Source organism: Streptomyces lydicamycinicus, from assembly GCF_000829715.2.
GTDB classification, from domain to species: Bacteria; Actinomycetota; Actinomycetes; order Streptomycetales; family Streptomycetaceae; genus Streptomyces; species Streptomyces lydicamycinicus.
The window spans coordinates 377536-389603 of record NZ_BBNO01000010.1 but is presented as its reverse complement, the minus strand read 5'-3'; the positions used below and the strand labels follow the sequence as shown (position 1 = coordinate 389603).

Sequence of the window (12068 nt, the reverse complement as noted above, 5' to 3'; positions counted from 1 at the left end):
CCCCGGCGTCCCCGGCCGCCCCGCTCGTCGTTCCCGGAGATCCGGCGGGACACGGCCTAGGCTCGTCCCCCATGAGCACCTCCCTCACCCTCATCCAGGGCGACATCACCGAACAGGCCGTGGACGCCGTGGTCAACGCCGCCAACTCGTCACTCCTCGGCGGCGGGGGAGTGGACGGCGCGATCCACCGGCGCGGCGGCCCGGAGATCCTCGACGAGTGCCGCGCCCTGCGCGCCGCCCAGTACGGCCGCGGTCTGCCCACCGGTCAGGCCGTCGCCACCACCGCCGGCCGGCTGCCGGCCCGCTGGGTCATCCACACCGTCGGCCCGGTGTGGGCGAAGAGCGAGGACCGCTCCGAGCTCCTGGCCTCCTGCTACCGCGAGTCCCTGCGGGTTGCCGACGACCTGGGCGCGCGGACGGTCGCCTTCCCGGCCATCTCCACGGGCGTGTACGGCTGGCCGCTCGCCGACGGCGCCCGCACCGCCGTCGCCACCGTCCGTGCCGCGGTCGCCGTGTCCCCCGACGCCTTCGACGAGATCCGCTTCGTCGTTTTCGACGACCACGCGCGCGAGACGTACGAGACGGCCCTGGCGGAGGAGGGCGGGGCGGGCTGACGGAGGAGAGCGGCGGGCCGCCCTGGTCACCCCACGTTGATGTCGGATTCTCGCCAGCCGGGGCGCCTCCGCTGAGGAATCCTGAGGTCATGCACACCGACACCGAGCGCTGTCTGCGCGCCGTGCAGTCCAAGGACGCCCGCTTCGACGGCTGGTTCTTCACGGCCGTGCTCACCACTCGTATCTACTGCCGTCCCAGCTGCCCCGTGGTGCCTCCCAAGCCGGAGAACATGCGCTTCTACCCGAGCGCGGCCGCCGCCCAGCAGGCCGGTTTCCGGGCCTGCAAGCGGTGCCGGCCGGACGCCAGCCCGGGGTCCCCGGAGTGGAACGAGCGGGCCGACCTCGTCGCCCGCGCCATGCGGCTGATCGCCGATGGCATCGTCGACCGCGAGGGTGTCCCCGGACTCGCGGCCCGGCTCGGCTACAGCACCCGGCAGACCGAGCGACAGCTGCTGGCCGAGCTGGGGGCCGGTCCGCTCGCCCTGGCCCGGGCCCAGCGGGCGCAGACCGCCCGGCTCCTGGTGGAGACCACCACACTGCCGATGGCCGAGGTCGCCTTCGCCGCGGGTTTCGCCAGCATCCGCACCTTCAACGAGACGGTCCGGGAGGTCTTCGCGCTGTCCCCGACGGAGCTGCGGCAGCGCGCCCGGCCGGGCCCGAGGGCGACGGTGCCCGGTGCGCTCGCGCTGCGGCTGCCCTTCCGGCAGCCGCTGAACCCCGACAACCTCTTCGGGCATCTCGCCGCCACCGCGGTCCCCGGCGTCGAGGAGTGGCGGGACGGCGCCTACCGCCGGACCCTGAACCTCCCCTACGGGCACGGCATCGTGGCCCTCGCGCCCCGCCCCGACCACATCGACTGCCGGCTCTCCCTCACCGATCTGCGCGATCTGGCCGGTGCCATCGCCCGCTGCCGCCGGATGCTCGACCTCGACGCGGACCCGGAAGCCGTCGACGGGCTGCTCCGCGAGGACCCGCGGCTGGCCCCGCTCGTCGACAAGGCGCCCGGCCGCCGGGTCCCGCGGACGGTCGACGCGGACGAATTCGCGGTCCGTGCCGTCCTGGGCCAGCAGGTCTCCACCGCGGCGGCCCGCACCCACGCTGGACGGCTGGTCCGTGCGCACGGCGAACCGGTCGACGACCCGGACGGCGGCCTCAGCCATCTCTTCCCGTCCGCCGCCGCGCTCGCCGGGCTGGACCCGGAGCAACTGGCGATGCCCCGCACCCGCCGGGCCACCCTCACCGGCGTCATCGCCGCCCTCGGCTCCGGTGCGCTGCAACTGGGCGTCGGCAGCGACCGGGACGTCGCCCGGGCGCAGCTCGCGGCGCTGCCCGGCATCGGCCCCTGGACCGTCGAATGCATCGCCATGCGCGCACTCGGCGACCCGGACGCCTTCACCCCCACCGACCTCGGGCTGCGCCGCGCGGCCGCCGGCCTCGGCCTGCCGCACACCCCGGCGGCCCTCATCCGGCACTCCGCGCTCTGGCGCCCCTGGCGCGCCTACGCCGTCCAGTACCTCTGGGCGACCGACGACCACCCCATCAATCACCTCCCGACGAACTGAGCCGCCATGACCGTGCACGCACCCGAACCCGCCGCCCCCGTCACCCACACCGTCCTGGACGACACCCCGGTGGGGCCGCTCACCCTCGTCGCCACCGGCGAGTCCCTCAGCGGTCTCTACATGACCGACCAGCGCCACCGCCCGCCCCAGGAGACCTTCGGCCACCCGGCGGACCCCGGCGAGCCCCCGTTCGCCGCGACCATCACCCAGCTCCGGGCCTATTTCCGCGGCGAGTTGACCACCTTCGACCTGCCGCTCGCCCTGCGCGGCACACCCTTCCAGCGCCGCGTGTGGGCGGCGCTGTGCACCATCCCGTACGGCGAGACCGTCTCCTACGGACAGCTCGCCGAGCGGCTCGGCACCCCGTCGGCGTCCCGCGCGGTCGGCCTGGCCAACGGCCGCAACCCGGTCGGCATCATCGTCCCTTGCCATCGCGTCGTCGGCGCCAACGGCAGCCTCACCGGCTACGGCGGCGGCCTCGACCGCAAGCGCCGCCTGCTCGCCTTCGAGCGCACGGCCGACACGCTCTTCCCGGCGGAGGCGTGCGGCTGACGGGGCCACCGCAGACCCCGCGCGATGCGCGCTGCGCCGGGACGGGGCCTCCGCCGGGGCGGGCCTCCGCCGGGACGGGCTCTGCCGGGTCGTGCCTCTGCCGGCACGGGGCCTTCGCCGGGACGGGCCCCTCGCTCCGCGAGCCCCGCCCTAGCCCCCCGTCACCTCCCGTACCTCTGCCACCAGCTCCTCCGCCGCAGTCAGCGAGCGGCCCAACTCCTCTTCCGTGTGGCCGAGTTCGCCGAGCAGGGCTTGGGCGCGGGCACCGAAGCCGGGCGGTGTCTCCGGCATCGCCGCGGCCGCCGTGAGTGCGCCCTTCTCGTTGAGGCACCAGGTGCGGTGGTGGGCGTGCAGGGCCTGGACGAGGTAGCCGACGGCGCGGGAGAGACACAGGGCGGAGTGCAGCACGTCCCGGGCGGCGTACGACTTGCCGGCCATCGCCACCGAGAACCCGGCGTCCCAGACCGCGCCGCCGGTCAGTGCCTTGCGCAGGGGCTCCGGATAGTCCTGGGTCTCCTGCCGGAGCCGGGCCAGTTCGCCCCCGGGGTCGGCGAGCACCCGGCCCAGCGCCGCCTCGCCCGGATAGGCGGGGGACCAGAAGCCGAGCGGGTGACCGGCCTGTACGCCGATCTCGAAGCGGCCCGCGCGGCACTCCTCCCAGACCTGCCGCACCCGGTCGACGTCCCGCAGGATCCAGTCCACCTGACGGCCGTCGGGCAGCTCCAGCCAGGCGCCGCCGTTGACCCACGCGCCCCAGGCCCCCGGCCCGTACACCTCGACGGGACCGCCGGTCACCTCCGCGGCCAGCGTCTCCAGCGCCGCCAGGTCCGGCTCACCCCGGTAATAGACCCCCAGATCCCAGTCGGAGTCAGGCCGGTGGGTGCCCCGGGCCCGGCTTCCGCCGAGCATCACCCCGACGATTCCCGGCACCTGTGCGATCTTGGCTGCGATGGCTTCCATGGCGGTCAGCCTAGGGAGCACGGCCGCCCCGGTGTCCACCTCATTTCGACGGGCCGTCAGCCCCGTTCGGCGGAACTCCGTCTTCCAGTTCTGTCGGGCCACGGCCGGCCGCGAGGGCCTTCAGCGCGGCGTCGACACGCAGCGCCATCTCCCGGTTCACCAGCGTCTGGGCCTCGTCCCAGTGCACCATGCGCCAGGACAGCAGCTCGGTCTCCTGGAGGCGGATCGCGGACAGCTGGGCGGCGTCCAGCACCCCGCCGTCGTAGAGGTACGACACCAGCGGCGGGCGGTCCGTGCCGCGTACCCAGTCGATGGCGAGCAGCGCGCCCGGCTCGATGTCCAGGCCGATCTCCTCGGCGGTCTCGCGGCGGGCGGCCTGCCGCGGCGATTCGCCGGCGTCCGACTCGACGGTGCCGCCGGGCAGGATCCAGGTGTCGCGGTAGTTGGGCTCCACGAGCAGCAGACGGCCCTCCGCGTCGCGGAAGAGGGTGCCTGCGCCCGCGATCACACGGGGCAGACCGGCGATGTAAGCGGCGTAGTCCATGGTCGTCACGGCGCGAGCCTAGATGGCGCGGGTCCGGGGCCGCGCCCGCCCGGCGGATCTTCGAGGGGCGCACACCGGGGGCGCTCGGCGGCACCGCGGACCGGTGTGCCCTGTTCGCCGTGGCGCGTGCCGGATAAGGTCACAGCGGCGCGACTGCCAGTTCGAAAGCAAGGGGAAACACGGTGGCGGACGCATCAAGGACACCCACAGCACATGTGCTGATCGCCGCGGACAAATTCAAGGGCTCGCTCACGGCCGTCGAGGTCGCCGAGCATGTCACCGCCGGTCTGCGGCGCGCGGTCCCCGGGCTGGCGGTCTCGGCCGTCCCGGTCGCGGACGGCGGCGACGGCACGACACAGGCGGCTGTCGCCGCTGGATTCGCGCCCCACAGGGTGCAGGTGACCGGTCCCACCGGCACGCCGGTCACGGCCACTTTCGCGCTGCGGGCCGACGGCACCGCGGTGGTGGAGATGGCGGAGGCCTCCGGACTCCAGCACCTCCCCGAGGGCGTCTTCGCGCCCCTGACGGCCACCACGTACGGCACCGGCGAGCTGCTGCTCGCCGCCCTCGACGCGGGCGCGACCTCGATCGTCTTCGGCGTCGGCGGCAGCGCCACGACCGACGGCGGGGCGGGGATGCTCGCGGCGCTCGGCGCGCGGTTCCTGGACGCGGACGGCGAGCCGGTCGCCCCCGGCGGCGGCCCGCTGCGCGACCTGGCCACCGCCGATCTGTCGGGGCTGGACCCCCGGCTCGCGAAGACCGCGATCGTGCTCGCCAGCGACGTCGACAACCCGCTCACGGGCCCGAAGGGCGCCCCGGCGGTCTACGGCCCGCAGAAGGGGGCGAGCGAGGAGGACGTGGCCACCCTGGACGCGGCCCTGGCGCACTATGCCGAGGTGCTGGCGGGTGCGGTGGGCCCCAGGGCCGCGGAACACGCCCTGGCGCCGGGCGCGGGCGCCGCGGGCGGTATCGGCTACGGCGCACTGGTCGGCCTGGACGCGGCCTTCCGGCCGGGCATCGACGTGATGCTGGACGTCCTGGGCTTCGCCCCGGCGCTGGCGAAGGCCACCTTCGTCATCACCGGCGAGGGTTCGCTCGACACGCAGACCCTGCACGGCAAGGCGCCGGCCGGGGTCGCCGCCGCGGCCCGTGCGGCCGGTCTGGACGTGGTCGCGGTCTGCGGCCGGCTCCAGCTGCCCCAGGAGGCGCTCGCCGCGGCCGGCATCCGGCGGGCCTACGCCCTGACGGATCTGGAACCGGACCCGGCCCGCTGCATGGCCGAGGCGGGCCCGCTGCTGGAGCGGGCGGCGGAGCGGCTGGCGCGGGACTTCCTGGTCTGAGGCCCGGTGCGGCCTCCGGCGGGCCGCACCCACCACGAACGCCGCGGGCCCCGAGCGAATCATTCGCTCGGGGCCCGCGGCGTGTGCTGCGTTCCGTTACGGGAGCTGTGCGGCGCGGGACTCCGCGCGCGACTCACGGCGGTTGTCGCGGAAGGTGTTGACCCTCCGGGCCGTCGCGAACAGCGGGATCATCGCGCCCAGGACCACCTGAAGGGAGCAGCCGGTCTGGAGCAGCAGCTGACCGCCGGGGGCGTCCAGGGCCCAGGCGGCGAGCATGCCCATGCTGAGCACGATCCAGCTGAGCATCGCCACCGCGAGGCGGCCCCGCGGCTTGGGGTACTCGACCCGGCTCACCATCAGCCAGGCCACGCCGATGATCGCCAGCAGCGTCGGCAGGAACGGCAGCTCCAGCAGCACGATGGCGACGACGGTCAGGGCGCCGAACGGGCTCGGCATGCCCTGGAAGATGCCGTCACGCAGCGTGACACAGGAGAACCGCGCAAGCCGGAGCACCACCGCCAGCAGCACCACGACCGCCGCGACGACCGACACCCGCTGATGCGCGTCCTGGGCGACCATGCCCCAGGTCACGACGAAGTAGGCGGGCGCCAGTCCGAAGCTGATCAGGTCGGAGAGGTTGTCGAGCTCGGCCCCCATCGCCGAGGCCCGCAGCTTGCGTGCCACCAGTCCGTCGAAGAGGTCGAAGACCGACGCGAGCAGCATCAGGATCACGGCCATCGCGGCACTGTGCCGGGCCATCCCGCCGTCCTCGTTGCCCGTCAGATGCGGGATGAGGACCCCGGTGGTCGTGAAGTACACGGCCATGAAGCCGCAGATCGCGTTGCCGAGGGTGAGGGTGTCCGCTATTGACAGCCGCGTGGACAGCGGCATGTCGTCCTCGTCCTCATCGGTCTCGGGCGCCCAGCCGGCCTGTGTTTCGGGATCAATCACGGTCAAGGCGAGTCACCCCCGCGGTGGTGGCCTGGCCGACCTCGACCGCGGCCTCGACGCCCTCCGGGAGGTAGACGTCGACCCGCGAGCCGAAGCGGATCAGGCCGATCCGTTCACCCTGCTCCACCTTGGTGCCCTGGGGCACGTAGGGGACGATTCGGCGGGCCACCGCGCCGGCGATCTGCACCATCTCGATGTCGCCGAGCTCGGTGTCGAAGTGCCAGACAACCCGCTCGTTGTTCTCGCTCTCCTTGTTGAACGCCGGAACGAATCCGCCGGGGATGTGCTCCACGGACGTCACCGTGCCGGCCAGCGGCGCACGGTTGACGTGAACGTTCAGCGGGCTCATGAAGATCGCGACGCGGGTGCGCCCGTCCTTCCACGGCATGATGCTCTGCACCACGCCGTCGGCCGGAGAGATGACCCGGCCCTGAGCGATCTCCCGCTCGGGGTCGCGGAAGAACCACAGCATGCCCGCCGCCAGTGCGGTGGTGGGCACGGCAACGGCGGCCCAGCGACCCGACCGGCGAGACCGGGCGAGGCTGACCGCTGCCGTGGCAACGGTCGGCAGGAGCCACGGCGACGCTCCGCGCGCGAGGCGGACGCGACCGCGTTGTGCAGAGGATTGGCTGTGGGGCATGGATGACCTTCGTAGCGGAGGATGCCGCTTATGGACACGGGGGACGGCGGCTTTCCATGGATGCTATCGGTTACGAGCGGCAACTGGCCAAGAGCCAGAGCCAATCCGTGGCCGAAGAACGATGACGGGGTGTGATCTTCGTCTAGGACAAAGTGCCGCAAACGGGATGTTCACCCCTGGATCCGGTACTCCTCCAGTAGCCGTCGCCCAATGATCATTTTCTGGATCTCGGCGGTACCTTCACCGATCAGGAGCATGGGGGCCTCGCGGTAGAGGCGCTCGATCTCGTACTCCTTCGAGAAGCCGTAGCCACCGTGGATACGGAACGCGTCTTCCACCACCTCCTTGCAGTACTCGGAGGCCAGGTACTTCGCCATGCCCGCTTCGAGGTCGTTTCGCTGGCCCGAGTCCTTTTTGCGAGCGGCGTTAACCATCATGGCATGGGCGGCTTCGACCTTTGTCGCCATTTCTGCCAGTTTGAACTGGATGGCCTGGTGCTGCGCGATCGGCTTGCCGAAGGTGTGTCGCTGCTGCGCGTACGAAACGCCCAGCTCGAAGGCGCGCTGGGCGACGCCGCAGCCGCGCGCGGCCACATTGACCCGGCCGACCTCGACGCCGTCCATCATGTGATAGAAGCCACGTCCGGTCTCGCCGCCGAGCACCCGATCGGCCGGGATCCGCAGCCCGTCCATGATCAGCTCGGTGGTGTCGACACCCTTGTAGCCCATCTTGTCGATCTTGCCCGGAATGGTCAGGCCGGGGCGCACCTCACCGAAGCCGGCCTCCTTCTCCACGAGGAAGGTCGTCATCGACTTGTGCGGCGCGGTGCCCTCCGGGTGGCCCTCGTCCGTACGGCAGAGCACCGCGACGAGGGTGGACGAACCGCCGTTGGTGAGCCACATCTTCTGGCCGTTCAGGACGTAATCGTCACCGTCCCGCACGCCCTTGGAAGAAATGGCCGAAACATCCGAGCCCAGTGCGGGCTCCGACATCGAGAAGGCGCCCCGGATCTCACCGGCCGCCATCTTCGGTAGGAAGTAGTCCTTCTGCTCCTGCGTGCCGTGCTGCTTGAGCATGTACGCCACGATGAAGTGCGTGTTGATGATGCCCGAGACGCTCATCCAGCCGCGGGCGATCTCCTCGACGGTCAGCGCATAGGTGAGAAGGGACTCACCCAGACCGCCGTACTCCTCGGGGATCATCAGCCCGAACACGCCGAGTTCCTTGAGGCCCTCGACGATCTGCGACGGGTATTCGTCGCGGTGCTCCAGCTCGGTGGCGACCGGCAGGATCTCCTTGTCCACGAAATCGCGGACGGTGGAGAGGATTTCCCGCTGAATGTCGGTCAGGCCCTCGGTCTGTGCGAGACGGGTCATGGCTACTTCTCCTTCTTGGCCGGCGGGGCCTGAAGCTCCGGGCGGCCGGGCTGCTCGCCGCCGCGCTCCTTGATGTACGTGGCCGTGGGAACCATGACCTTGCGCCGGAAGACGCAGACCAGGGTGCCGTCCTGCTTGTATCCCTTGGTCTCGACGTGCACGATGCCGCGGTCCGACTTGGAGCGGGACGGGGTCTTGTCGAGCACGGTCGTCTCGCCGTAGATCGTGTCGCCGTGGAAGGTGGGCGCCACATGCTTCAGCGACTCGATCTCCAGATTGGCGATGGCCTTTCCGGAGACGTCGGGCACCGACATGCCCAGCAGCAGGGAGTAGATGTAGTTACCGACGACGACGTTCTTTCCGAAGTCGGTGGTCTGCTCGGCGTAGTTGCTGTCCATGTGCAGCGGGTGATGATTCATGGTGAGCAGACAGAAGAGGTGGTCGTCGTATTCCGTGACGGTTTTCCCCGGCCAGTGCTTGTACACATCGCCGACGGTGAACTCTTCATAGGTGCGGCCGAACTGCATCGCGCTTAAGCCTCCGGGGCCTCGAACTTGGATGTGCGGATCATGCCGGCGGCCCGGCCCTTGCCGGCGACGACCAGTGCCATCTTCCGGCTCGCCTCGTCGATCATTTCATCGCCGAGCATCGCGGAACCCTTGGCTCCGCCCGCCGCCGAGGTGTGCCACTCGTAGGCGTCCAGAATCAGCTCGGCGTGGTCGTAGTCCTCCTGGGAGGGCGAGAACACCTCGTTGGCGGCCTCGACCTGACCCGGGTGCAGCACCCATTTGCCGTCGAAGCCGAGGGCGGCGGCGCGGCCGGCGACCTCGCGATAGCCGTCAACATTCTTGATCTGAAGGTACGGACCGTCGATGGCCTGGAGATCGTAGGTGCGTGCCGCCATCAGAATGCGCATCAGAATGTAGTGGTACGCATCCGCCCCATAGCCGGGCGGCTGCTCGCCGACCACCAGGGACTTCATGTTGATGGACGCCATGAAGTCGGCCGGGCCGAAGATGATGGTCTCCAGGCGCGGCGAGGCACCGGCGATCTCGTCGACGTTCACCAGGCCCTTGGCGTTCTCGATCTGCGCCTCGATGCCGATCCTGCCGACCTCGAAGCCCATGGTCTTCTCGATCTGCGTCAGCAGCAGGTCCAGCGCCACGATCTGCTGGGCGTCCTGCACCTTCGGCAGCATGATGCAGTCGAGGTTCTGCCCCGCGCCCTCGACGACCGTGATGACGTCCCGGTACGTCCAGTGCGTGGTCCAGTCGTTGACCCGCACGACCCGTGTCTTGCCGGTCCAGTCGCCCTCGTTCAGCGCCTCGACGATGTGGTGCCGGGCGCCTTCCTTGGCGAGCGGGGCGCAGGCGTCCTCCAGGTCCAGGAAGACCTGGTCGGCCGGGAGGCCCTGGGCCTTCTCCAGAAAGCGCGGGTTGCTGCCGGGGACCGCGAGGCAGGAGCGGCGCGGCCGGCCGCCGGGCGGGCGGTTCGCCTGGGTCATGCGGGGACCTCCAGGGGGTCGAGCTGGTTCGCTTTCCGGATTTCGTCGACGATACGGCCGATGATCTCCGTAATACCGAAATCCTTGGGGGTGAAGACGGCCGCCACTCCGGCTTCCCGGAGCGCGGTCGCATCGGCGGAGGGAATGATGCCGCCGACGATGACCGGCATGTCGTCGACGCCGGTGCGGCGCAGCCGGGCCAGGACGTCCGGCACCAGCTCGGCGTGCGAGCCGGACAGGATCGACAGCCCCACACAGTGCACGTCCTCGGCGACCGCGGCCGAGACGATCTGCTCCGGGGTGAGCCGGATGCCCTGGTAGATCACCTCGAAGCCGGCGTCCCGGGCCCGTACGGCGATCTGCTCGGCGCCGTTGCTGTGCCCGTCGAGGCCGGGCTTGCCGACCAGCAGCCGCAGCTTGCCGCTGCCGAGCTCGGCCGCGGTCTTGGCGACCTTCTCGCGGACCTCGGCGAGCGGGCTGCCCTCCTCGGCGGCGACCGCCAGGGGAGCGCTGGAGACGCCCGTAGGGGCCCGGAACTCGCCGAAGACGTCCCGCAGCGCCCAGGCCCACTCACCGGTCGTCACACCGGCACGTGCGCACTCCAGGGTGGCCGCGAAGAGGTTGCCGTCGCCCGCCGCGGTCTTCTTCAGGCCCGACAGGGCGTCCTGGGCGCGGGACTCGTCGCGGTTGTCCCGCCACTCGTGGAGCGCCTGGACGACCCGTGCCTCGTTGGCCGGGTCGACGGTCATGATGGCCGTGTCGAGGTCCGCGGTGAGCGGGTTGGGCTCGGTGCCCTCGAAGCAGTTGACGCCGACGATCTTCTCCTCGCCGGCCTCGATCCGGGCCCGCCGCTCGGCGTGCGCGGAGACCAGCTGCGACTTGAGATAGCCGGACTCCACCGCGGCCATCGCGCCGCCCATCTCCTGGATCCGCTCGATCTCCGCGAGGCAGTCGGTGACCAGGGCGTCCACCTTGGCCTCGATGACATGCGAGCCGGCGAAGATGTCCTCGTACTCCAGCAGATCGCTCTCGTGCGCCAGGACCTGCTGGATGCGCAGCGACCACTGCTGGTCCCAGGGGCGCGGCAGCCCCAACGCCTCGTTCCAGGCCGGGAGTTGCACCGCGCGGGCGCGGGCGTCCTTGGAGAGCGTGACGGCCAGCATCTCCAGCACGATCCGCTGGACGTTGTTCTCCGGCTGCGCCTCGGTCAGACCGAGCGAGTTGACCTGGACGCCGTAGCGGAACCGGCGCTGCTTCTCGTTCTCGATGCCGTAGCGCTCACGGGTGATCTTGTCCCAGATGCGGCCGAAGGCGCGCATCTTGCACATCTCCTCGATGAAGCGGACTCCGGCGTTCACGAAGAACGAGATACGGGCCACGACATCGCCGAACTTCTCCGGCGGCACCTGCCCGGAGTCCCGCACCGCGTCCAGTACCGCGATCGCGGTGGACATCGCATAGGCGATCTCCTGGACCGGTGTGGCGCCCGCCTCCTGCAGGTGGTAGCTGCAGATGTTGATCGGGTTCCACTTGGGGATGTGCGCCACCGTGTACGTGATCATGTCGGTGGTCAGCCGGAGCGAGGGTCCCGGCGGGAAGACATGCGTCCCGCGCGAGAGGTACTCCTTGACGATGTCGTTCTGCGTCGTCCCCGACAGCTTGGAGATGTCGGCGCCCTGCTCCTCGGCGACCACCTCGTACAGCGCCAGCAGCCACATGGCCGTCGCGTTGATGGTCATCGAGGTGTTCATCTGGTCCAGCGGGATGTCCTGGAACAGCCGTCGCATGTCACCGAGGTGGGACACGGGGACCCCGACCCGGCCGACCTCGCCGCGGGCGAGGACATGGTCGGGGTCGTAACCGGTCTGCGTCGGGAGGTCGAACGCGACCGACAGGCCGGTCTGGCCCTTGGCGAGGTTGCGACGGTACAGCTCGTTGGACGCCTCGGCGGTGGAGTGGCCGGCGTACGTCCGCATCAGCCACGGACGATCCTTCTGACGCTCAGTCATATCAGGCCCGTATCTT

12 protein-coding genes are annotated in these 12068 nt (G+C 70.9%); 4 read left to right on the top strand and 8 right to left on the bottom strand.

Annotated elements, in window-relative coordinates:
- The first annotated feature begins 71 nt into the window (after positions 1–71).
- From TU31_RS32525 to TU31_RS32515, 3 genes are all read left to right on the top strand, one after another.
- Positions 72–614, top strand: coding sequence for an O-acetyl-ADP-ribose deacetylase (locus tag TU31_RS32525; protein WP_042161289.1), 543 nt, complete (start codon positions 72–74; stop codon positions 612–614).
- A gap of 89 nt (positions 615–703) precedes the next feature.
- Positions 704–2176: a DNA-3-methyladenine glycosylase 2 gene (locus tag TU31_RS32520; protein ID WP_042161287.1), complete on the top strand. Its 1473-nt coding sequence runs from the start codon at positions 704–706 to the stop codon at positions 2174–2176.
- Positions 2177–2182: 6 nt separating this feature from the next.
- Positions 2183–2728: a methylated-DNA--[protein]-cysteine S-methyltransferase gene (locus tag TU31_RS32515; RefSeq protein ID WP_042161285.1), complete on the top strand. Its 546-nt coding sequence runs from the start codon at positions 2183–2185 to the stop codon at positions 2726–2728.
- Between the two features lie 150 nt (positions 2729–2878).
- Here TU31_RS32515 and TU31_RS32510 read toward each other — a convergent pair whose 3' ends face one another.
- The gene (locus TU31_RS32510; protein ID WP_042161476.1) at positions 2879–3688 is read right to left on the bottom strand and encodes a DUF4037 domain-containing protein; all 810 of its coding nucleotides are present in this window, start codon (positions 3686–3688) and stop codon (positions 2879–2881) included.
- Positions 3689–3728: 40 nt separating this feature from the next.
- Positions 3729–4241: an NUDIX domain-containing protein gene (locus tag TU31_RS32505; RefSeq protein WP_042161282.1), complete on the bottom strand. Its 513-nt coding sequence runs from the start codon at positions 4239–4241 to the stop codon at positions 3729–3731.
- Between the two features lie 206 nt (positions 4242–4447).
- Here TU31_RS32505 and TU31_RS32500 point away from each other — a divergent pair, with 206 nt between their 5' ends.
- Positions 4448–5572 (top strand): glycerate kinase, encoded by a 1125-nt coding sequence (locus tag TU31_RS32500; protein ID WP_042161280.1) that lies wholly within the window; start codon positions 4448–4450, stop codon positions 5570–5572.
- 96 nt (positions 5573–5668) lie between these two features.
- Here the strand turns inward: TU31_RS32500 and pssA are convergent, their stop codons facing one another.
- From pssA to TU31_RS32470, 6 genes are all read right to left on the bottom strand, one after another.
- On the bottom strand, positions 5669–6529 hold the full coding sequence (gene pssA, locus TU31_RS32495) for a CDP-diacylglycerol--serine O-phosphatidyltransferase (RefSeq protein ID WP_181018717.1): 861 nt from the start codon (positions 6527–6529) through the stop codon (positions 5669–5671).
- Positions 6516–7163 carry a phosphatidylserine decarboxylase gene (locus TU31_RS32490; RefSeq protein ID WP_042161276.1) on the bottom strand — a complete coding sequence of 216 codons (648 nt, stop codon included), beginning with the start codon at positions 7161–7163 and terminating at the stop codon, positions 6516–6518. The genes pssA and TU31_RS32490 overlap by 14 nt, the downstream gene beginning before the upstream one ends.
- Before the next feature lie 170 nt (positions 7164–7333).
- Positions 7334–8539 (bottom strand): acyl-CoA dehydrogenase family protein, encoded by a 1206-nt coding sequence (locus TU31_RS32485; protein ID WP_042161274.1) that lies wholly within the window; start codon positions 8537–8539, stop codon positions 7334–7336.
- 2 nt (positions 8540–8541) lie between these two features.
- Positions 8542–9066, bottom strand: coding sequence for a MaoC family dehydratase (locus TU31_RS32480; RefSeq protein ID WP_018090465.1), 525 nt, complete (start codon positions 9064–9066; stop codon positions 8542–8544).
- A gap of 5 nt (positions 9067–9071) precedes the next feature.
- Positions 9072–10043 carry an HpcH/HpaI aldolase/citrate lyase family protein gene (locus TU31_RS32475; RefSeq protein ID WP_042161270.1) on the bottom strand — a complete coding sequence of 324 codons (972 nt, stop codon included), beginning with the start codon at positions 10041–10043 and terminating at the stop codon, positions 9072–9074.
- Positions 10040–12052 (bottom strand): ethylmalonyl-CoA mutase, encoded by a 2013-nt coding sequence (locus TU31_RS32470; protein WP_042161268.1) that lies wholly within the window; start codon positions 12050–12052, stop codon positions 10040–10042. Before TU31_RS32470 ends, TU31_RS32475 begins: the two co-directional genes overlap by 4 nt.
- Between the last annotated feature and the right edge of the window lie 16 nt (positions 12053–12068).